The 19951-nt window shown below is 66.4% G+C and carries 19 protein-coding genes; 10 read left to right on the top strand and 9 right to left on the bottom strand.

All coding sequences use genetic code 11. The features are described 5' to 3' along the window. The first annotated feature begins 1 nt into the window (after position 1). Positions 2–508, top strand: a complete 507-nt coding sequence (locus tag L0977_RS11410) for an arsenate reductase ArsC (RefSeq protein ID WP_234264986.1) — start codon at positions 2–4, stop codon at positions 506–508. Further along, positions 505–1572, top strand: a complete 1068-nt coding sequence (gene arsB, locus L0977_RS11405) for an ACR3 family arsenite efflux transporter (RefSeq protein ID WP_234264985.1) — start codon at positions 505–507, stop codon at positions 1570–1572. The genes L0977_RS11410 and arsB overlap by 4 nt, the downstream gene beginning before the upstream one ends. Before the next feature lie 79 nt (positions 1573–1651). Here arsB and L0977_RS11400 read toward each other — a convergent pair whose 3' ends face one another. Continuing rightward, positions 1652–2305, bottom strand: coding sequence for a class I SAM-dependent methyltransferase (locus L0977_RS11400; protein ID WP_234265052.1), 654 nt, complete (start codon positions 2303–2305; stop codon positions 1652–1654). Positions 2306–2526: 221 nt separating this feature from the next. Here L0977_RS11400 and L0977_RS11395 point away from each other — a divergent pair, with 221 nt between their 5' ends. After that, on the top strand, positions 2527–3036 hold the full coding sequence (locus L0977_RS11395; protein ID WP_234264984.1) for a bacteriohemerythrin: 510 nt from the start codon (positions 2527–2529) through the stop codon (positions 3034–3036). Between the two features lie 12 nt (positions 3037–3048). Here L0977_RS11395 and L0977_RS11390 read toward each other — a convergent pair whose 3' ends face one another. Continuing rightward, positions 3049–3753, bottom strand: a complete 705-nt coding sequence (locus tag L0977_RS11390) for a DUF1294 domain-containing protein (protein WP_234264983.1) — start codon at positions 3751–3753, stop codon at positions 3049–3051. 84 nt (positions 3754–3837) lie between these two features. On the opposite strand from L0977_RS11390, the gene L0977_RS11385 reads away from it, so the two are divergent. The 3 genes from L0977_RS11385 to L0977_RS11375 are packed head-to-tail and all read left to right on the top strand — an operon-like array spanning position 3838 to position 5901. Further along, positions 3838–4197, top strand: a complete 360-nt coding sequence (locus L0977_RS11385; RefSeq protein WP_234264982.1) for a ParD-like family protein — start codon at positions 3838–3840, stop codon at positions 4195–4197. A gap of 8 nt (positions 4198–4205) precedes the next feature. Then, a complete protein-coding gene (locus L0977_RS11380; protein WP_234264981.1) occupies positions 4206–4820 on the top strand; it encodes an AAA family ATPase in 615 nt (204 codons plus the stop codon). Positions 4821–4824: 4 nt separating this feature from the next. Beyond that, positions 4825–5901 carry an AI-2E family transporter gene (locus tag L0977_RS11375; RefSeq protein ID WP_234264980.1) on the top strand — a complete coding sequence of 359 codons (1077 nt, stop codon included), beginning with the start codon at positions 4825–4827 and terminating at the stop codon, positions 5899–5901. Between the two features lie 42 nt (positions 5902–5943). Here the strand turns inward: L0977_RS11375 and L0977_RS11370 are convergent, their stop codons facing one another. Both L0977_RS11370 and pobA read right to left on the bottom strand, forming a co-directional pair. Continuing rightward, positions 5944–6861, bottom strand: coding sequence for a CoA transferase (locus L0977_RS11370; protein ID WP_234264979.1), 918 nt, complete (start codon positions 6859–6861; stop codon positions 5944–5946). A gap of 257 nt (positions 6862–7118) precedes the next feature. Then, positions 7119–8303: a 4-hydroxybenzoate 3-monooxygenase gene (gene pobA / locus L0977_RS11365; protein ID WP_234264978.1), complete on the bottom strand. Its 1185-nt coding sequence runs from the start codon at positions 8301–8303 to the stop codon at positions 7119–7121. Positions 8304–8472: 169 nt separating this feature from the next. Here pobA and L0977_RS11360 point away from each other — a divergent pair, with 169 nt between their 5' ends. Next, a complete protein-coding gene (locus L0977_RS11360; RefSeq protein ID WP_234264977.1) occupies positions 8473–9279 on the top strand; it encodes an IclR family transcriptional regulator domain-containing protein in 807 nt (268 codons plus the stop codon). Positions 9280–9294: 15 nt separating this feature from the next. Here the strand turns inward: L0977_RS11360 and L0977_RS11355 are convergent, their stop codons facing one another. From L0977_RS11355 to L0977_RS11335, 5 genes are all read right to left on the bottom strand, one after another. After that, the gene (locus L0977_RS11355; protein WP_234264976.1) at positions 9295–10011 is read right to left on the bottom strand and encodes an ABC transporter ATP-binding protein; all 717 of its coding nucleotides are present in this window, start codon (positions 10009–10011) and stop codon (positions 9295–9297) included. A 4-nt stretch (positions 10012–10015) separates the two neighbouring features. Further along, on the bottom strand, positions 10016–10777 hold the full coding sequence (locus tag L0977_RS11350; protein WP_234264975.1) for an ABC transporter ATP-binding protein: 762 nt from the start codon (positions 10775–10777) through the stop codon (positions 10016–10018). Beyond that, positions 10774–11766, bottom strand: coding sequence for a branched-chain amino acid ABC transporter permease (locus tag L0977_RS11345; protein WP_234264974.1), 993 nt, complete (start codon positions 11764–11766; stop codon positions 10774–10776). The genes L0977_RS11350 and L0977_RS11345 overlap by 4 nt, the downstream gene beginning before the upstream one ends. 40 nt (positions 11767–11806) lie before the next feature. Beyond that, positions 11807–12670: a branched-chain amino acid ABC transporter permease gene (locus L0977_RS11340; RefSeq protein WP_234264973.1), complete on the bottom strand. Its 864-nt coding sequence runs from the start codon at positions 12668–12670 to the stop codon at positions 11807–11809. A 79-nt stretch (positions 12671–12749) separates the two neighbouring features. Next, positions 12750–13937: an ABC transporter substrate-binding protein gene (locus tag L0977_RS11335; RefSeq protein WP_234264972.1), complete on the bottom strand. Its 1188-nt coding sequence runs from the start codon at positions 13935–13937 to the stop codon at positions 12750–12752. Between the two features lie 407 nt (positions 13938–14344). On the opposite strand from L0977_RS11335, the gene L0977_RS25575 reads away from it, so the two are divergent. The 3 genes from L0977_RS25575 to L0977_RS25570 all read left to right on the top strand — a co-directional run bounded on the left by L0977_RS25575 (position 14345) and on the right by L0977_RS25570 (position 19936). Further along, on the top strand, positions 14345–15838 hold the full coding sequence (locus L0977_RS25575) for a hypothetical protein (protein WP_326491063.1): 1494 nt from the start codon (positions 14345–14347) through the stop codon (positions 15836–15838). Between the two features lie 32 nt (positions 15839–15870). Next, on the top strand, positions 15871–16404 hold the full coding sequence (locus tag L0977_RS11325; RefSeq protein ID WP_234264971.1) for a DUF2059 domain-containing protein: 534 nt from the start codon (positions 15871–15873) through the stop codon (positions 16402–16404). Between the two features lie 202 nt (positions 16405–16606). Further along, positions 16607–19936, top strand: coding sequence for a glycohydrolase toxin TNT-related protein (locus L0977_RS25570; protein ID WP_234264970.1), 3330 nt, complete (start codon positions 16607–16609; stop codon positions 19934–19936). Positions 19937–19951: the final 15 nt, after the last annotated feature.

The following is a 19951-nucleotide window of genomic DNA, read 5'->3' as shown; positions in this document are numbered from 1 at the left end:
CATGAACGCTTCTCCTCCCACGCTCAACGTGCTGTTTTTGTGCACGCACAATTCGGCGCGCAGCATCCTGGCCGAGGCCGTGCTGAACCACATCGGCGGTCTGCGCTTTCGCGCCTTTTCGGCCGGCAGCCAGCCGCGCGAAAACCAGCAGCCGAACCCGCTGGCGCTGAAAGTGCTCGATGCCGCCGGCATCGCTACGGCGAATGTGCGCAGCAAGAGCTGGGACGAGTTCGCGCAGCCCGATGCGCCGCACATGGACCTGGTGATCACCGTGTGCGACAACGCGGCCGGCGAGGTGTGCCCGTTCTGGCCGGGTCAGCCGGCCACCGCGCACTGGGGTTACGCCGACCCGTCGGAAGCGCCGGGTGACGAGGCCGCCAGGCTGGAAGCTTTCCGCCTGACGCTGCACGCGATCCGCCGCCGGCTGGATCTGCTGGTCAGCCTGCCGCCCGAACGCCTGGAGCGCATGGCGCTGCAGGCCAGCGCACGCGGGCTGGCGGCGTCATGAGCGGCGCGCAGGCAGCGGCCGCTCAGCCGGCCATGGGTTTTTTCGAGCGCTACCTGACGGTGTGGGTGGCCTTGTGCATCGTCGCCGGCATCGCGCTGGGCCAGTGGCTGCCCGGCGTTTTCCAGGCGGTGGGTGCGATGGAGGTGGCGCAGGTGAACCTGCCGGTGGGCGTGCTCATCTGGGTGATGATCATTCCCATGCTGCTGAAGATCGACTTCGGCGCGCTCGGGCAGGTCCGGGCGCACTGGCGTGGCATCGGCGTGACGCTGTTCGTGAACTGGGCGGTCAAGCCGTTTTCGATGGCGCTGCTGGGCTGGCTGTTCATCCGCCACCTGTTTGCGCCGCTGCTGCCGGCCGACCAGATCGACAGCTACGTGGCGGGCCTGATCCTGCTGGCGGCCGCGCCCTGCACCGCGATGGTGTTTGTGTGGAGCCAGTTGTGCCGGGGCGATCCGTATTTCACGCTGTCACAGGTGGCGCTCAACGACGCGCTGATGGTGGTGGCCTTTGCGCCGCTGGTGGCCCTGCTGCTCGGGCTTTCGTCCATCGCGGTGCCGTGGGGCACGCTGCTGATGTCGGTGGGGCTGTACATAGTGGTGCCAGTGATCGTGGCCCAACTGCTGCGGGCGTGGCTGCTGCGCGGCGGTGCCGAACGTCTGCAGACCGTGGCGGCGCGGCTCGGCCCGTGGTCGATCGTGGCGTTGCTGCTGACTTTGGTGCTGCTCTTCGCCTTCCAGGGCGAAGCCATCCTGCGTCAGCCGCTGGTGATCGCGCTGCTGGCGGTGCCGATCCTGATTCAGGTGGTGCTGAACTCGGGCCTGGCCTACCTGCTCAACCGCCGCCTGGGTGTGGCGCATTGCGTGGCCGGGCCGTCGGCGCTGATCGGCGCGAGCAATTTCTTTGAATTGGCCGTGGCCACGGCCATCAGCCTGTTCGGCTTCCAGTCGGGCGCGGCGCTGGCCACCGTGGTGGGCGTGCTGATCGAGGTGCCGGTGATGCTGTGGGTGGTGTCGGTGGTGAACCGCAGCGCGGCCTGGTACGAGCGGGGCCGCTTGCGGCATTGACCGCCCCACGGTTCCCGGTGGTTCGGCCATCGGGTCGTTGGGCTGCCGATGATGGCGGGCAAGCGGTGTCTGGTGCTGTTCAGGCACCGGCTTGCGCGGCGGCCGGTTTGGTCAGATGCATGACGTAAGCCAGCCGGTGCCCGAAAAATGCGCTTTCCTGAAAGCCCGCCGATGCCGCCAACTGGGCAACCGTCTGACGGGATTGAAAGTGGGGGTCGAAGATGACCTCGACCACCGCCAGCACGCCGCCCGGCTTCAAGCTGGCGAACAGCGCAGCCAGCGCGCTGGCGCGATCGGGAATCTCGCCCAGCACGGTGACCAGGACCGCCCGATCAAAGTGGTCGGCGGGCAACTGGGCATTGCCGAGGGCGGCGGCCACAAAGTCCACCTGCGTGAGCCCGGCCGCAGCCACCTTGGCCTGGGCCCGCGCCAGCATGCCGGCCTGGATGTCCAGCGCCACCACGCGGCCGTCGGGGCCCACGCGCTGGGCCAGAGGAACGGTCAGTCGCCCTGGGCCACACCCGGCGTCGAGCACCACCATGCCCGGGGTCAGTTCGAGGGTGTCGACGATGAACGCGGCCCGGTTGGTCTGGGTGAAGGGGTTGTCCAGTTCCACCAGCCAACGCAGCCAGGACGGGCAGGGCAGGCTTTGGCGGCGGGAGGCGAGCCGCCAGATGATGGAGACCAGACCCACCGCGAGAAGCACCAGAAACAGAGAGAAGAGGGAGGTCATCAAGGCAAGGGACGATGGGCAAGGAGCCGCGCAGTCTATCGGTTGCGGCATTGACCCCACAGTTCCAGGCGCCTCGGCCGTCCGGCTGTCGGCAATTCGGGGCCGGGCTTGAGATAAGTCATGAAGCGGTGTGATAGCCCTCACGTTTGCTTACAGGTCAGCCACAATTTTTCCTTAAGCGCGGCGCCAATTTTTTCAGGCGGCGCGCTGGAGGACTTTCCATGGCACACCTGAACTGGACGCCCGACCTGGAGACGGGCATCACCGAAATCGACGGGCAGCACAAGCGCATCGTCGAATACATCAACCAGCTCTACGACGCCCGCGAGCAACACGACCGCGCGGCCGTGGGCGCGGTGATCGACGAGGCGATCGACTACACGCTCTCGCATTTCGCCTTTGAAGAGGCGCTGATGGTCGATGCCGGCTACATGTACAGCGGCCCGCACAAGAAGGTGCACGAACTGTTCACCCGCAAGGTGGCCGACTACCGCATGCGCTTCGAGGCGGGCGAAGACGTTGCCGACGAGTTGCACGCCATGCTTTCGCGCTGGCTGTTCAACCACATCCGCAGCGACGACAAGAGCTACGCCGATTCGGTGAAGGTGTACCTGAAGAACGTGGGCCGGGGCGACGCCGACCTCAAGGCCCAGATCAAGGAAGAACTGCTGCGCGAACTGCAGCAGAAAAAGAAGCGCGGTTTCCTGGCGCGCCTGTTCGGCAGCAACTGAGTAACAAGCGCTTCAGCGCCCGGCCAGCGGCCCCAGAAGCGGGCCAACCTCGGGCGCAAAGACCCAGAGCGCCAGCAGAACCAGGTGGAGGCCCACGGTGGCCCAGTACCCCAAGACGAAGGGGGCCTTCACCGTCTTGTGACGCAGCACCCGCTGCGCCAGCCAGGCACCTGGCCAGCCGCCGAGCAACGCCAGCAGATGCAGGTGGTTTTCTTTCGTGCGCCACTGCCCGTGCTGCGCGGCGTGTTTGTCCTGCCAGTACAGGAAGAAGGTCATGAGGTTCAGGCCCAGGAGCGCGGGCAGCAGCACCCAGCCCAGTTGCCCACGCCAGACCCCGAGGCCCAGCAGCGCGATCCAGAGCAACATCAGGCCGAGCGCGACCCCGGTCGTGTCCGTTCGTGGGCTGGCGGGTGGTGGAGGCCGACGCGGCGCCGTGGGGCGGGGTGCCGGCGGCGGGCGGCTCGTGGTGGACGGGCGGCGGGCGGCCGGACGAGGCATGCCGCTTGCCGGCATGCCCGCAGGATGCACGTCCATGGCGCGCGGGCCCTTGCCCCCGACCACGATTTCTTCAAAGCCGACCGATTGCCCGACCACAGGCGCTTCGGAACCCCGGTAATCGCGGATGTGAAAGAAGACATCGGCCGTGGTCTGGCCGCTGCGGATGAACCCGAAACCTTTGGCGCTTTCCCAGCGCACCACGGTGCCTTGTTTTTTCATGGCGCCTCCTCTGAAGAAGCGGCGATTATCCGCTTTGCCAGAATGGTCCTTTATGGCGCAAAATGCGCCATAAAGGAGATTGCCATGACTTCTGCTGCCTTCGCTTCGGTCAAACTGCCGTCCGACCTGGTGCACCAGGCGCGCCAGGCGGCACAGCCCATGCGCCGCTCGGTGGCCGGGCAGATCGAATACTGGGCCACGCTGGGGCGCATCGTCGAGGCTTCGGGCCTGACGGCGCAAGACGCGCTGGAGGCCATTGCCCAGCACGACGCGCAGCGCGGCATTCCACAGGAGAAGCTGCCAGCAGAGCCCGTGGCCGATGAGGCCCTGGACGCGCTGGAAGCGCGCTTCGTGGCGGCGGAGGCCAGTGGCCGGCTGGTGCAGGCCGTGCGCGCCACGGTAGAGGCCAACCGGCAGCGGGCCGTGTTGCGGCGAGCGGCCTGAGAGGTTCAGTGGCGCGACCGGTTTTCTTCCTGCTCGCAGGCCCGAACGGGGCGGGCAAATCGACGCTGTACCGGGCTGCGGTGGCCGAAGGTCTGATCCCCGCCGAGGCCGAGTTCGTCAATGCCGATCTGTACGAAGCGGCCCACCTCGGGCACGTGGCTGATCCCCAGCAGCGTTCGGCCCTGGCGCGGCAATGGGCCGATGAGCGCCGCCAGGCCTGCCTGGCCGCCGGGCTTGCCTTCGCCAGCGAGACGGTGTTTTCGCACACATCCAAGCTCGATCTCATGGCAGCAGCGCGTCGGGCCGGGTTCGCCGTGGTGCTGCTGGTGGTGTGCGTGGACGATCCGGCGCAGTTGCCGGGCCGCGTCGCGCGGCGGGTGGACGAGGGCGGGCACCCGGTGCCGCCCGAACGCATCCTCTCGCGCTACCCCCGCACGGTGAAGCACCTGGGCGTGGCCGTGCGCCGCGCCGATCTGGCGCTGCTCTACGACACCTCGGTGCCGGCCGGCGAGCCGTTTCAGCCGCCGCGCCTGGTGGCCCGGCTGCGCAGTGGCGCGCTGGTGTGGCAGGCGCCGGCGCTGCCGGACTGGGCCCGGACGGTGCTGGGCCCCGTGTCAGAATGACCGCATGCCCCCTGTGCTTCAGACTCCCCTCATCACCCGTGCGCTGTTGTTGCTGATCCTGGCCGCGGGGGTGTATTTCTTCCGCGGTTTCCTGGTGCCGGTGCTGGCGGCCCTGATCATCGGTTTTGCCAGCTGGCCGCTGTACCGCAAGGTGGTGAAGGCCTGCCGCGGCAACACCACACTGGCGGCCAGCCTGGCCATCGTCGTGGTGCTGGTGGTGCTGGTGGTGCCCCTGTCGCTGGCGCTGCACTACGCGATCCGCGAGGCCAGCGGTCTGCTGCGTTGGCTGATCGAGGCCAATCGCAGCGGCGCGCCGGTGCCGCAGTGGATCGAGTCGCTGCCGCTGGTGGGCGCGCAACTGGCCGCGTATTGGCGCGACCACCTGGGCGAACCGCACGCGCTGGGCGAGTGGATCCAACTGCTCAGCGGCCAGCACCTGGGCAACATCTACCGCGTGGCCCTGACGGCCACGGGCGACCTGTTCGGGCTGCTGCTGCTGGTGCTGTTCATGCTGATCACGCTGTTCTTCGTCTACAAGGACGGCGCACGCATCGGGGCGCAGATCGATACCGTGGGCGAGCGCCTGCTGCCCGATCGCTGGCAGCGGTTTTCACGCGTGGTGCCGGCCACGGTCAGCGCCACCGTCACCGGGCTGGGCCTGATCGCGTTGGGCGAGGGCGTGGTGCTGGGCGTGGCCTATGCCATCGCGGGGGTGCCTTCGCCGGTGCTGCTGGGCGTGATCACCGGCTTCATGGCGCTGATCCCCGGGGGGGCACCGCTGTCGTTCACGCTGGTGTCGCTCTACCTCGTGGGCTCGGGCGAGGCGCTGGCCGGCGTGGCGCTGTTTGCCTGGGGGTCGATCGAGCTGTTCATCGTCGACAAGACGCTGCGCCCGCGCCTGGTGGGCGGGCCGGTGAAGCTGCCGTTCCTGCCCACGTTCTTCGGGTTGGTGGGCGGCGTCAAGACCATGGGCATCGTTGGCCTGTTCGTCGGCCCGGTGCTCATGGCGCTGCTGGTGGCGATCTGGCGCGAATGGCTGCTCGGTTTGCAGGCCGACGAGGCGCCTGCCCGCCTGCCCTAGGCCTGCTCTTGCGAGGCTGCCCGGTGGGCAGCGGCCGCCAGCTCAGGCCAGCGTGTGCAGCGGGATGTCGTGCCGGGCGGCCAGTTTGTCCAGTTGTGCGCGGGTCTTGCCGGCCAGGAAGGCGGCGATGGCCGCCGGTGTGTCCGGGTGCAGCATGGTGACCATGCCGTGGAACGGGATGCCGGCCACCGCGCAGAGTGCGGCCGCGAAGTGCGGCTCCAGCGCCGCCAATGCCACGCGGCCGTTCTTGCACGGGTAGACGCGATAGCCGGCGTGGGCGCCGCCCACCGAGCCGGAGGGCTGGGTCAGGCCCCATACGCGGGGCAGGGCCAGCCAGGCGGCCGCGTCGGACAGCGCGACCGACTGGAAGCTGCTCTTGCCGGTGCGCTGTTGCTGAATGACCGCCTGCAGCACGGCTTCGCTGGCCATCAGCGCGCCGCCCATGTCGGCAAACAGCGTGGCCGGCAGGTCCAGCCCGGTGACCAGGCCGGCATCGGCCAGGTAGGTGAGGTCGTGGCCGGGCTCTTCGGCCCGCTCGCCCGGAGCGCCATAGATGGCCACCACCGACAGCGCGGGGTGCTGGCGGTGCAGGGCTTTCCAGCCGAGCCCGAGTTTTTGCAGGGCCGATGGGCGGAACGAGGTCAGCAGCACGTCGGTGCGGGCCAGCGCCTGGTGCAGCCGGGCTTGCCCGGCTTCGCTTTTGAGATCGATGGTGACCACCCGGATGCCGGCGTGCAACTGGCCGTAACCCTGGGCGTTGTACTGGCCCATGGGGTCACCGCTGGTGCCCGCGGGCGCGCCTTGGGGGGCCGGGGGTTCGGCTTTGAGGCAGGTGGCGCCCATGGCCTTGAGGCGCATCAGCGCGGCCGGGCCGGGCAGGTTGAGGGCCAGACTGAGCACGCGCACACCCCGCAGGGGGCGAAGGGGTTGGGTCGAAGCAGGAGCGGCGGAAGAGGGCATGCGCGGAGGATGGACGTTGACGTAAACGTCAATGTACAGGCAACCCGCAACCGCCCCCGGCACGCGGGCGACACCCGTGTTTCCCGGCATGCCGGTTCCCGCTCGCGCGCCCGCGCGGGCAGTGGCAGGAAGATGGCCGCACAGATTACCGACCACGCTCACCAGAAAACGTCACGCCCGCAGAAGCGGGCGTCCAGGACTTTGTGTGGCGGGACCAGGCGCCCCTGCGCGGTGTCGGGTGCCTGATCGCCGTGGCGTTACTGCCCGAAGTCCAGCGGCAGGCCGACGTAGTTTTCGGCGACGGTGCGGGCGCCGTTTTCCGAGTGCATCAGGTAGTCCAACTCGGCGCGCTGGAACTTGCCCACGATCTCGCCGTCGTCGGGGAATTTGTGCATCAGCTGGGTGAACCACCACGAGAAACGCTCGGCGCGCCAGATGCGCTTGAGCGCCAGTTCCGAATAGCGGTCGATGCCAGCTTCGGACTTTTCTTCGTAGTACTCGCGGATACCGTTGAACAGGTACTTCACGTCCGTGGCGGCCAGGTTCAGGCCCTTGGCACCGGTGGGCGGCACGATGTGGCCGGCGTCACCGGCCAGGAACATGCGGCCAAAGCGCAGCGGCTCGGTCACGAAGCTGCGCAGCGGCGCAATGCTCTTTTCAATGCTCGGGCCGGTGACCAGCTTGGCGTTGGCCTCGTCGTCCAGCCGCAGACGAAGTTCCTGCCAGAAGGCGTCGTCGGTCCACGCTTCGATCTTGTCGGTCAGCGGCACCTGCAGGTAGTAGCGGCTGCGGGTCATGCTGCGCTGCGAGCACAGCGCGAAGCCGCGCGGGCTGTTCACATAGATCAGTTCGTCGTGCACCGGCGGCGTGTCCGACAGCAGGCCGAGCCAGCCGAACGGGTAGACCTTTTCGTATTCCTTGATCGCGCTGCGCGGCGCGCTGGCGCGGCAGACGCCGTGGAAACCGTCGCAGCCGGCGATGAAGTCGCATTCGATGGTGTGCGTCTGGCCGTCTTTTTCGTAGGTGACGCGCGGGTTTTGCGTATCGAAGTCGTGCACCTTGACGTTGGCGGCCTCGTACACCGTGGTCAGTCCGGCCGCAGCGCGGGCGTCCATCAGGTCGCGGGTCAGTTCGGTCTGGCCATACACCATCACGTTCTTGCCGCCGGTGAGCTGGTTCATGTCCACCCGGTGGCGGTGGCCGTCCACCAGCAGGTCGAAGCCGCCGTGCACCAGGCCTTCCTTGTGCATGCGCTCGCCCACGCCGGCCTCGTCCATCAGGTCGATGCAGACCTGTTCCAGAATCCCGGCGCGGATGCGGCCCAGCACGTAGTCGCCGGTCTGGCGCTCAAGGATGATGGCGTCGATGCCCGCCTTGTGAAGCAGTTGGCCGAGCAGCAGGCCGGAGGGGCCTGCACCGATGATGGCGACCTGGGTGCGCATGGGGTTGTCTCCTGGAAGAAGGGCAGGGGCCGGAGGTCCTGCTTGAGCCGTGGCGGCGACTTTAGGAGTCGCCGGGCCCGTTTCCAAGGCGTGGCGCAAGGGTTTGCGCGATCATTGGAAGACCTGCGCGATGATCGCGCAATACACCCGGGTTCGCGATAATGCCGGCATGAGCACCGCCCCCGCCCCCCGTTCTTCCGAGCCGCTGCAAGGCATTGCCCGGGCCGACTTCATCGAAGGCATGGCCAAGGGCATGGCCGTGCTGGAGAGCTTCGACACCGAGCGCCAGCGGCTGAACGCCACCCAGGCTGCCGAACGCGCCGGCCTCACCCGCGCCGCCGCCCGGCGCCACCTGCTCACGCTGGCCTATCTGGGTTACTTGGACACCGATGGCACGCACTACTGGCTGTCGGCCAAGGTGCTGCGGTTTTCGGGCAGCTACCTGGCCTCGGCGCGGCTGCCGCGCCTGTTGCAGCCCACGCTCAACCGCCTGGCGGCGCAGACGCGCGAATCGTTTTCGGCCGTGGTGCTCGACGGCGACGAGGTGGTGATCGTGGCGCGCAGCGCGGCCGTGGGCGGGCAGCGCCTCATGGCCTATGGCCTGCACCTGGGGGCGCGCCTGCCGGTGCACGCCACCAGCACCGGGCGCGTGCTGCTGGCGGCGCTGCCGCGTGCGGCGTTCAGCGCCTGGCTCAAGGGCCGCGAACTGCCGCGGCTGACGCCGAAGACCACGGTGGACCACAAGGCCTTCCGGGCCATCGTGGCCCAGGTGCGCGCCGACGACTACGCCGTGGCCAGTGAAGAGCACGAACTCGGCGTGCACGCGCTGGCCGTGCCCCTGCGCGACATGAAGGGCCGCATGGTGGCGGCGCTCAACGTGGTGGCGGCGCCGCAGCGCCTGGCGCCCGAAACCCTGCGCCAGGATCTGCTGCCCCTGCTGCTGGAGGCTGCGCGCGAACTGCGGCCGCTGCTGTAAGCCGGCCGGTGGCGTTCAGACGCCCAGGTACTGCTCCAGCAACTGCGGCTGGGACAGCAGTTCGCCCGAGCTGCCCTCGAACACCACCTCGCCCTTGACCAGGATGACGTTGCGGTCGGTGATCTGGGTCACGTGCTTCCAGTTCTTGTCGACGATCACGCTGCTGATGCCGCTCTCGCGGATCAGGCCACAGATGCGCCAGATCTCGCGCGCGATCAGCGGCGCCAGGCCTTCGGTGGCCTCGTCGAGGATCAGCACGTCGGGGTTGGTCATCAGCGCGCGGCCGATGGTCAGCATCTGCTGTTCGCCGCCACTGAGCTGCTGGCCGCCGTGGCCCAGGCGCTCGGCCAGACGCGGGAAGGTGTCGAGCACGCGCTCGTAGGTCCAGTCGCGCTGACCGCGCGTGCCGGCGCGCGCGGCCATGACCAGGTTTTCCTTCACGCTCAGGTTGCCGAAGATGCCGCGCCCTTCGGGCACGTAGGCAATGCCGAGCCGCGCCACTTCGTAGGGGCTGGCGCCGGTCATGGGGTGGCCCTTGATGAGCACGCCGCCGCCGCTGGGTTTGACGATGCCCATGAGCGACTTGAGCAGGGTGCTCTTGCCCATGCCGTTGCGGCCCATGAGGCCGATGGTCTGGCCCGGGGCGACGACAAAATCGACGCCGCGCAGGATGTGGCTCTGGCCGTAATGCGTGTGCAGGCCGTGGGCGCTGATCAGGGGAGTCTCGGACATGGCTTCAGTGCTCCTCGCCCAGATAGGCCGCCTGCACCATCGGGTCGGCGCGCACCTGTTCGGGCGAGCCGCTGGCGATGACCTGGCCGTTGACCATCACGGTGAGCTGGTCGGCCAGCGTGAACACCGCGCCCATGTCGTGCTCGACCAGCATCATCGCGTGGTCCTTCTTGAGCTTGAGCAGCAGCTCGACCATGCGCTCGGCCTCGGCCTGGCCCATGCCGGCCAGCGGCTCGTCGAGCAGCAGCACGGTCGGTTCGGTGGCCAGGGTCATGGCAATTTCGAGCTGGCGCTGCTCGCCGTGGCTGATGGTGGCGGCCACGGTCTGGGTGCGGTGGGTCAGACCCGCCAGCTCGATGGCGCGTTCGCAGCGCAGGTTGATGCCCGAGAGGCGGTGCGCCGGCGACAGCCAGTGCAGCGGGTTCCACGGCGAAAACCCTTCGCGCGACTGGGCCGCCAGGCGCACGTTGTCCCACACCGTGAAGGGGCCGAAGATGTTGGTTTTCTGGTAGCTGCGGCCCAGGCCCAGGCGCGAGATCGATTCGGGCGAATGCCCCGCAGTGGCCTGACCGTTGAGCGTGATCGTGCCCGAGGTGGGCGGCAGGTCGCCCGAGAGCAGGTTGGTCAGGGTGGACTTGCCCGCGCCGTTGGGGCCGATCACGGCATGGATGCGGTCGCGCAGCAGGTCGACCGACACGTCGTTGACGGCGGCCAGGCCGCCGAAGCGCTTGGTCAGGTTGCGGGCGCTCAACAGCGGCTGGCTCATTCCGAAGCCTCCTTGCGGGAGCGGCGCAGCAGCGTGTCGCCCAGGCCCAGCAGGCCGCGCGGCGCCACGATCACCACCAGCAGGATGAACCCACCCATCAGCAACTGCCAGTGCTTGGTGAGGTCTTTGAAGACGTGCATCACATATTCGAAGGCGAAGGCCCCGACGATGGCGCCGGCAAAGTTGCCCATGCCGCCGAGGATCACCATCATGATGGCGTGCGCGCTCATGTGAAAGCCCATCAGCTCGGGGTTGACGAAGCCCGTCTGCGCCGCCCACAGAAAACCCGCCAGCCCGGCCAGCGCGCCGGCCAGTGTGAAGGCGGCCAGCTTGTAGCCGAAGGTGCCATAGCCCACGGCGCGCAGCCGGTGCTCATTGACCCGGATGCCTGCGAGCACGCGGCCGAAGGGCGAAAACAGCACACGGCGCAAAAAAGCGTACACCACGATCAGCAGCACCAGCGTCAGGTAGAAGAAGGTGGTCTTGCTTTCGAGGTCCAGGCCCAGGGCCGAGGCGTCGGGCCGGAAGTAGACGTAGATGCCGTCGGAGCCGCCCAGGGCCTTGTTGTCGAAGAACAGGAAATAGACCATCTGGGCGAAGGCCATGGTCACCATGATGAAGTAGATGCCGTGGGTGCGCACCACGAAGAAGCCGATCACCAGCGCCGCCAGGCCGGCTGCCACCACCGCCAGCGGCAGGCTCCACCACAGGGCGATGGGGGCGTCCTGCGGCGTGATGAAGGCCAGGGCATACCCGGCAATGCCGAAGTACGCCGCGTGCCCGAGCGAGACCAGGCCGGTCACGCCCTGCAGCAGGTCCAGGCTCATCGCGAAGATGGCCAGGATCATCATCTGCGTGAGCATCTGCAGGTAGAAGTCGCTGCCCTCCACGGGCACGAGCGGAAACGCGGCCAGGGCGATGGCGCCGAAGGCCAGCAGCACCTGCACGCTGCGCGGCAGCTTTTCGAGTTGGGCTTTGGGGGCACTCATGACGACAGGGCTCCCCGGGAGACCGTGACAGGTTGGGCGCTCATTGTTTGAACAGGCCTTCCGGTTTGTAGAGCAGCACGGCGGCCATGAGCATGTAGACCGCCATGCCGGCAATCTGGGGCAGCAGCACCTTGCCGAAGGTATCGACCAGCCCGACCAGCAGGGCCGCGACCAGCGCGCCGCGCACCGAGCCGATGCCGCCGATGACCACGACCACGAAACACATGATCAGCACCGAGCTGCCCATGCCGGGGTAGACGCTGGCGATGGGCGCCGCGATCATGCCGGCCACCGCGGCCAGGCCAACGCCCAGCGCGAACACCACGCCGTGGATGAGGCGGATGTTGATGCCCAGCGATTCGGTCATCTCGCGGTTGAAGGCGCCCGCGCGGATCTTCATGCCCAGGCGCGTCTTGCTGATCAGCAGGTACAGACCCAGCGCCAGGACGATGCAGATGCCCGACATCACCAGCCGGTAGACCGGGTAGGAGAGGGTGTCGGTCAGCGGGATCGACCAGTTCAGCGCCTCGGGCACCTGCACGGCGTGCACGTCGTCGCCCCAGAGCAGCGAGCGCACTTCTTCAAAGATGTAGATCAGGCCGAAAGTCAGCAGCACCTGGTCGAGGTGGTCGCGGTGGTAGAAAAACCGGAACAGCGTCCATTCCAGCAACCAGCCGAAGGCCACCGCGAGCACGGCACCGACCACGATGGCCAGCAGCAGGCTGTCAAACTGGGCCGTGAAGAACCAGGCCATGTAGGCGCCCAGCATGTAGAAACTGCCGTGCGCGAGGTTGACCACGCCCATGATCCCGAAGATCAGTGTGAGGCCGGCGGCCAGCATGAACAGCAACAGCCCGTACTGCAGGCTGTTGAGCAACTGGATGAGGAAATTGGCGAAGTCCATGGGGTATGCGGTGGCACAGCCCGGCCAGCGGCGCGCCGTGTGGGGCGCGCCGAGGTCAGGCAAACCGGGGGAGGAAGGGTCAGCCCATGCGGCAGCCGGTGGCCGGGTCGGCCACGGCCTTCTGCGCAATGCCGATCACCTTGTTTTCCTTGTTTTCGACCTTGCGCAGGTACATGTCCTGGATCGGGTTGTGGGCCTTGCTCATGGTCCACTTGCCGCGCGGGCTGTCGATGGTGGCGCCTTCCATGGCGGCATACAGCGCCTTCTTGTTCGACAGGTCGCCCTTGACCGCGTTGGCGCCCTGGACCAGCAGCAGGCCGGTGTCGTAGCCCTGCACGGCGTACACGTCGGGCTGCAGCTTGAACGCCTTGGCGTATTCCAGGCGGAACTGCTTGTTGCGGGGCGTGTCCAGCGAATCGCTGTAGTGCATGGTGGTCAGCACGCCGTTGGCGGCATCGCCCGCCGCGTCGAGCACGCCTTCGGTCAGGAAACCCGAGCCATAGAGCTGGATGCTCTTGTTCAGGCCGGCCGCAGCGTAGTCGCGCAGGAACTTGGCCGCGCCACCGCCGGCAAAGAAGCAGGCCACAGCGTCGGGCTTGAGCGCGGCGATCTCGGTCAGCAGCGCCTGGAATTCCACGTTCGGGAACGGCAGCCCCAGCTTCTTGACGATGGTGCCGCCAGCGGCGGTGTAGCTCTGCTCGAAGCCTTCGAAGGCCTCATCGCCCGCGGCGTAGTTCCAGCTGATCCACACGGCCTTCTTGTGGCCGCGGTCGACCATCGCCTTGCCCAGCGCCAGCGTGGGCTGGCTGTTGGTGAACGAGGTGCGGAACACGTTGGGCGCGCACTGGGCGCGGGTGGCGATGTGCACGCCGGCGTTCGGAATCAGGTTGAGCACGCCCGATTCGCGCGCCACCTTGTGAATGCCCATCTGCACGCCCGAGTGCACGGTGCCGATCAGCACGTCCACCTTGTCGCGCTGCACCAGGCGTTGTGCGTTTTCAATGCCCTTGGCCGGGTTCGACTCGTCGTCCACCTTGAAGAACTCGACCTCGCGGCCGCCGAGCTTGCCACCTTGCTCGTTGAGCGCCATGCGCACGCCGTTTTCGATCGCGACCCCGAGCTGGGCGAAAGTGCCCGTGTAAGGGAGCATGAACCCGAGCCGCACCTTGTCCGACTGGGCGCGCACGATCTGCGGCAACAGCAAGCCGGAAGATGCGGCGCCGATCACGGCGGCACTGCGGGTCAGAACAAGACGGCGGGTGGTCATGGGTGGTCTCCTGTGGGTGTCTGGTAACAGGCTCAATGTAGGTGCCACGCGACGTCTTGGGGATACAGGCTTTCCCGAACTTCAGGCTTAAATTGTTTTAACCTGAATGATGGGTGTGCTGCATGCCCCAGGAGCTGGCGCAGGATACTGCAAAGACATGCACTATCTTGCATGCTGTTGTGCACTGCAATCAGAGGGGAAACCCTTGGCCGGATCGGCACCCGCAGGCAGGAGATGCGGCGTGGTGCACCGATTTGTGGGCGGGCTCCCACAGATTCCGCACTGGCGAGCGTGAAAACTGTCACCCTGCGCGCCTTCCAGATCATCTTCGCGCGCTCACAGCGGAAAAACGCGGCCATTCCGGTGATAGCTTCGAGCCATCAACAACAATCCTTGAGGGAGGATTCATGGCTCAGAAGCCTATTGCATCGGCTATTGCCCGTTCGTTTTCCGCGCCGCTGGCGCTTCTGGGCCTGGTGGCCACCACAGCCTTGCTGACCGGTTGCGGCACACTCACCGGGTTGCCCGCGCACGGCGGCGGCAAGCGGTTCGCCACCGAACAGCGCCTGGTTTCCGCGAGCGTGCGCGCCGCGCTGATGGACATCGACATCACCGCGCTCAAAGGCAAACGGGCCGCCCTGGTGTTCGATCTCGTGGCTGACGAGGGCGGGGGCAACTTCAGCGGAGGACGCTGGACCCCAGGCTTGTTGTTCAGCTACGGCAGCATGTCCGGCCCGGTCACCAGCACGACCAACGCCTTTCAGGTCTACAACCTGGCCGATTCCGGCGCCAACTACAACAACAGCGCCAGTGGCGGTGGCAGCACCACCATCAGCACCACGCAACAAAGTGGCAGCAACAGCAGCACCGGCATCAGTGACAGCGCAGGCAGTTCTTCCAGTACCAGCACGGGAACCAGCAGCAGCAGCACGAACACGGACGGCACCAACACCAACACCAGCACCACGACCAACAACGGCACCAGCACCACCAACGGCTCGGGCACCCACACCAGCACCACCACAGGCAGCGGCAGCAGCTCTGGTTCCAGCAACAGCACCACGGGCGGTGTGAACACCAGCAGCAACTACAACAACAACGACAGCAACACCAGCAACACCAACGGAAGCAACACCAACACGAGCACCACGACCAGCAGCGGCTCCAGCACCACCAATGGCTCAGGCACCAATGCCTCCACCACCACGGGGACGGGGACCAGCACCAATTCCGGGACGGGCAGCAGCACAAGCAGCACCAACAGCAGCGGCAGCGGCAGCAATCAAAGTGACAGCACCACGGTCACCAACAGCCGCAACAACGGCAGCAGCCGAAGCGATGGCGGCTACAACAGCCAGCGCCAGGAAATCACCCCATCTCCAACGGAAAGCACCACGCAGACCAAGGGCCACACCCGGGAAGCCACCGCCACGCTCACCTACCGGGGCCTGGGTGAATACCAGAACTTCCCGGTCCCCAAGAGCGACGCCAGCCTGCTCATGGGCCTCGTGCGCAACTATTTTCTGCTCAGCGGCGTGACGCCCACCGTGCCATCCGACCCCACGGCAGAGGTGCTGGTGTACGTCACTGTCGACATCTTCGGCACCGTGCGCAGCCGCTTCGATGCATTCGTCTACAACAACGAGACCGTCAAGGCCGAAACCAGCTTTGAAGTCATGGCCTTCGACCGCAACGGCAACAACATCCTCAAGCCGCAGGTTTCCAACCGCGAAGCGCGCTACCGCGAGCACTACCTGCTGTGGGCGGGGCCGCTGACCACCCAGGAACAGGTCTACCAGGGGCAGGGCCTGCTGGTCGACTTCACCCAGGTTGACGGACAAAAGGCCCACTACAACGGCACCGCCCCGGTCGAGCGCTCCCACCCCTGGGGCAAGAACTGAGCGCCCCGCTTTCCGCCCACCAAGGACCGACCATGACCTTCTTTCAACGATTGCTGACCAGCGCCGCCCTGGCCCTTGCCGGCATCACCAGCCTGAACACAGCCATGGCCCAGAGCAGTCCGGCCAGTGTGGCCGCCATCGAAAAGCTCCTGGCCGTCAATGGCGCCCAGAAGGCGCTGGAGGCCGCCGTCAGCGGTATCGAAGCCCAGGTGCGGCAACAGGTGATCACCAACCTGTTGCAGCAAAACGGCGGCAAGCCGCTCACGCCCCCCCAGCAGGTGGCGGTGGACAAGGCCGTGCCCGGCATCGGCATCGTGCTGCGCCAGGAACTGGGCTGGGCGCGCCTGAAAGAGCCTTACATCAAGCTCTATCAGGCACAGCTGAGCGGCCCCGAAGTCGAGCGCCTGACGCAGCTCTACCAGGACCCGGCCTACGTCAGGCTGATGGAAAAAATGCAGCTGATCAACACGCAATCGGCGCAACTGGTGGCGCAGCGCATGCCCGTCATCCTGCAGCGCATCCAGCCCGTGCTCGAAGACGCCCTCAAGCAAGCCATCGGGCAATAAGGGCCACCAGGCAGGCGCAGACCTGCAGGCCCACGGGAGTCCGGCACGAATCGCCGCACCACCCAAACCCATGACACCGTCAGTTCAGGGAGAACCCATGCAAGCGCCCTTCACCCGCGCTGTTCCACAGCCACCCGATCCCGGCCAGGAGATCACGGCCCCCCGCCTGAGCAGCAGCCCCGATGCGCAGCAACTGCAAGGCGTGCGGGGCTGGTTCAAGCGCGCGGTGGCGGCGCTGCTGATGGTCACGCTCACGCTCAGCAGCACGGGCCAGGCCATTGCGCAGGCGAGCAACCTGATCACCGGCAGCAACGGCCGCCCCTTCACCGGCTACCGAGCCGACGGCACCTACGTGCAGGCCGGGCGCACCGACAGCAGCTACCACCAGCAAGTGCAGGACTACCACCTGCTGCAGCACCAGTTGCAGAACCCGGCGCTGTGGACCACCAGCGCGGTGGCCCTGTCCAGCAGCACGAACCCCGACTTCGTGCAGATGACCATCGACCAGATGATGGCCGCCATCGCCCCCACCGGCACCTACGCACCGGGCGAGGCCGAGCCCGGCGGGCTGTACCTGGGGCGGCTGTACCTGAACATCAACAACCCCTACCTGGCCGGCGCCGGTGTGCTCTCGGCCCCGCCGGCCGACGCCCCGGAGAGCGGGGCCACGCCGCCCACAGGGCCGCTGATCGACAACTACCAGCACTATGCGCTGGCCCTGGCCTACGCCCAAAGCAAAGCGGGCGGAGGCGCCAGCGGTGACGAACCCACCGGCGGCTGGCAAAGCAGCGTGGACGGCCAGTACGTCGGCAAAAGCCACGAAGACAGCGCCAACAGCCTCAAAGGCAAAGCCTTCAACGACTTCATTGGCAAAGCCGCCTTCCAGGGCGCACAAGACCCCTTGGGCGGCGCCACCGCCTTCTTCCTCATCCAGGGCGAGCAGGCCAAAACCCACCTGAGCCACCTGCAACAGCAGCAGGGCGGCCAGTTGGGCAGCCCCATCCTGTACACCCAGCAGACCCTGGGCCTGGGCCAAAGCCCCAGCGGCTGCGGCGGGCGCGACAGCGCCCCGTGCCCGGACCTGGTGCAGAACTTCTTCAACAACGTGGGCAGCGCACCGGCCCCCACCGAAGACGAGCGCAGCACCACCCTGGCCCGATTCGGCCTCAAGGAGCAGGACTTCGTGCTCGGCTACATCCGCGGCGACGGCCTGGCGCACGACTTTGAAGACGGGCTGGGCAACCTGCACTTCAAGAACGTGGGGCAAAACACGGAGAAGCTGGGCGAACAACTGCGCCAGGGCGCCCAACAGCACTGGCTGGGCCAGCAGGCAGCGGGAGCCATTGACTTCGGCGCCTTCAAGGAAGACCGGGAACTCTTCCTGCAAGGCGTCAACCCGTACGGCTACGTCAACAAGGCCGACCACTGGCTGCTCAACGGCCTGCGCAACGGCAGCATCCAGCCGGGCCACCCTGACTACGAAAGAGCGCGCGCGCTGGCCGAACAAGGCTTCAGAAGCGCCTACGCGGCGCAGGTGGAATACGGCTTCAGGCCCACCTTCACCAAAGAGGGGGCAGCCTACCAGGCGAGCAAACTCGAACTCAACACCTACAGCGACAGCCAGTTCTTCGAAGACGGGCTGTACCTGTACAAAAACATCAGCCAGCACGACCGGGAACTGCTGGACGGACTGCGCCACGGCCTGATCAAACCCGGGGACGCGCTGTACAACGAAGCGCGCGCACTGGCCGAAGCGCGCTACCGCGCGGCCTTCCAGAAGGCGCTGGAGCCACCCAAGAAGAGCGATCCGATCAAGCAACTGGTGGCCGTGGTTGTTGCAGTGGTGGCGGCATGGGTCATTGGTCCCATGGTGACTCAGTGGGCAGCAGGCTTCGTGCCTGGAGCCACGGCCACTGTTGGGGCCGGGGCGAGCGCAAGCAGCGTGTTGGCCGGGACGATGGGGACCACTGCCACGGTGGGCAGCGTGGTGGCCACAGGCATTGGCTCCACCGTGGCCGGCATGGCCAGCGCGGCCATCAACACCACCATCATCACCGGTGATCTGGGCAAAGGGTTGGATGCTGCCGGCAAGGCATTGACCAGCGGCGTTGTCAGCACAGCCATCAACGCGCTCGTGCCGGGGTTGGGGATCACCAGCGAGATCGCCACCAAAGCCATCAATACGGCCGCGATCGCCGCAGGCACGACGGCCGCCTATGGGGGCAGCTTCGGTGACAACCTGCTCCAAGCCGCTATCAATGCGGGCACTGACGCGGTGGCCGAAAGCGCGGCCAACTGGATCGGCAGCACCTTCGCCGAAGGCAGCCTGGGCAACTACGCGGCCCATGCGGCGCTGGGGTGTGCGGCCGGAGCGGCACGCGGCGGCTCCAGCGAAGGATGTGGGGCAGGCGCGGCTGGCGCCGTGGTGGGCAACTGGGCGGGGCAGCAAGTCCACCAGAACCTGAACAGCAACGATCCCAACGCACTGCTGGTCGCCGCAGCGGGACTGGATGGGCAAAGCTTCAACAGCGTCGGCGCACTGGCCTCCAACTTGGCCGGAGGCTTCGCGGGCGCGCTGGTCGGCGGCTCTTCGGGCAACACCCAGGGCAACTTCTTCAACGGCGGCGCAGCGGGGCAGAACGCGTTTGAGAACAACTATCTCAAACACATCGAGCGCGAGGCGCTGAAGAAAGCGGAAAAAAGTTGCCTGCTGAACGGGTCCAGCAGCGCTTGCGCCACCGCCTTTGCCTTGCAAGAGAAAGATGCCCTGAGCGACAGGTTGCTGGCCAACGCCACGGCGACGTGCCAGGGTGCGGAGTGCAACGATGTCGTCAACTTCATCAACCAGGAGCGTGCCGCGCTGGGTTGCCCGCCCGTGGCGGCATGCCCGGATGCGGCTCACCTTGATCAGTACCGAAACGTAGCACTGACCAAAGCCCAAGGTTTGGAAGGTGTCTATCCCGAGGCATGGCTGCTAGATGCCAAGGCGGCACTGGACTTGGCCAAATGGGGTGTCAAGGTTGTTGCAGGCGCTTCAGGCAAAAACAGTCTGGAGGCGCTGCAGGCGCTTTCTCGTACTTCGGGCGATGATGTTGCGAAGGCGAGCAATAATTTCTATCGCGACGATTTTCAGCAATACGATAAATTTAGAAGTCCTAACAGCACCCAGGCGGGCGGTGAATGGGACTGGTCCACTCAGGCTCCAAATGGAGGTGCGGTGCCCGGAACTTCAAAGGCGATAAAAATTGAGCCCGGCCAAGTATTGGATCGATATGGTAGCCGAGGAGGTACATATCTTTCTCCTGTAAATACGCCTTATGAGCAGCGATCGCTTGCTCCAGGAGCAAAGGGCAATGGCTATGAAAGATATGAAGTGACAAAACCTTTCAATGTTGTTCGTTCTGAGGTGGCTCCTGCTATGGGGCAGCCTGGCGGAGGAATCCAATATCAAATTGTGCAGCCAGATGGCTTGAGGGTAAGGGTTGATGTTCAATATTTGATTGATAAGGGTTATTTATCTCCTCTGGACTGATTGACATATGAAGTG

Origin of the sequence: Hydrogenophaga sp. NFH-34 (assembly GCF_021401345.1) — a bacterium.
Classification (GTDB): domain Bacteria; phylum Pseudomonadota; class Gammaproteobacteria; order Burkholderiales; family Burkholderiaceae_C; genus Hydrogenophaga; species Hydrogenophaga electricum.
Note: the sequence above shows the minus strand (reverse complement) of the source record. Positions and strands in the feature narration are given on the sequence as shown.

Excerpts from the sequence above, each read along its gene's own strand:
- pobA (WP_234264978.1), bottom strand. The coding sequence starts at position 8,303 with ATGCGCACCCAGGTCGCCATCATCGGTGCAGGCCCCTCCGGCCTGCTG.
- L0977_RS11325 (WP_234264971.1), top strand. The coding sequence starts at position 15,871 with ATGACCTTCTTTCAACGATTGCTGACCAGCGCCGCCCTGGCCCTTGCC.
- L0977_RS11350 (WP_234264975.1), bottom strand. The coding sequence starts at position 10,777 with ATGAGCCAGCCGCTGTTGAGCGCCCGCAACCTGACCAAGCGCTTCGGC.
- L0977_RS11340 (WP_234264973.1), bottom strand. The coding sequence starts at position 12,670 with ATGGACTTCGCCAATTTCCTCATCCAGTTGCTCAACAGCCTGCAGTAC.
- L0977_RS11375 (WP_234264980.1), top strand. The coding sequence starts at position 4,825 with ATGCCCCCTGTGCTTCAGACTCCCCTCATCACCCGTGCGCTGTTGTTG.
- L0977_RS11385 (WP_234264982.1), top strand. The coding sequence starts at position 3,838 with ATGACTTCTGCTGCCTTCGCTTCGGTCAAACTGCCGTCCGACCTGGTG.
- L0977_RS11400 (WP_234265052.1), bottom strand. The coding sequence starts at position 2,305 with ATGACCTCCCTCTTCTCTCTGTTTCTGGTGCTTCTCGCGGTGGGTCTG.
- L0977_RS11335 (WP_234264972.1), bottom strand. The coding sequence starts at position 13,937 with ATGACCACCCGCCGTCTTGTTCTGACCCGCAGTGCCGCCGTGATCGGC.
- L0977_RS11395 (WP_234264984.1), top strand. The coding sequence starts at position 2,527 with ATGGCACACCTGAACTGGACGCCCGACCTGGAGACGGGCATCACCGAA.
- L0977_RS11390 (WP_234264983.1), bottom strand. The coding sequence starts at position 3,753 with ATGAAAAAACAAGGCACCGTGGTGCGCTGGGAAAGCGCCAAAGGTTTC.
- arsB (WP_234264985.1), top strand. The coding sequence starts at position 505 with ATGAGCGGCGCGCAGGCAGCGGCCGCTCAGCCGGCCATGGGTTTTTTC.
- L0977_RS11360 (WP_234264977.1), top strand. The coding sequence starts at position 8,473 with ATGAGCACCGCCCCCGCCCCCCGTTCTTCCGAGCCGCTGCAAGGCATT.
- L0977_RS11345 (WP_234264974.1), bottom strand. The coding sequence starts at position 11,766 with ATGAGTGCCCCCAAAGCCCAACTCGAAAAGCTGCCGCGCAGCGTGCAG.
- L0977_RS11410 (WP_234264986.1), top strand. The coding sequence starts at position 2 with ATGAACGCTTCTCCTCCCACGCTCAACGTGCTGTTTTTGTGCACGCAC.
- L0977_RS11370 (WP_234264979.1), bottom strand. The coding sequence starts at position 6,861 with ATGCCCTCTTCCGCCGCTCCTGCTTCGACCCAACCCCTTCGCCCCCTG.
- L0977_RS25575 (WP_326491063.1), top strand. The coding sequence starts at position 14,345 with ATGGCTCAGAAGCCTATTGCATCGGCTATTGCCCGTTCGTTTTCCGCG.
- L0977_RS11355 (WP_234264976.1), bottom strand. The coding sequence starts at position 10,011 with ATGTCCGAGACTCCCCTGATCAGCGCCCACGGCCTGCACACGCATTAC.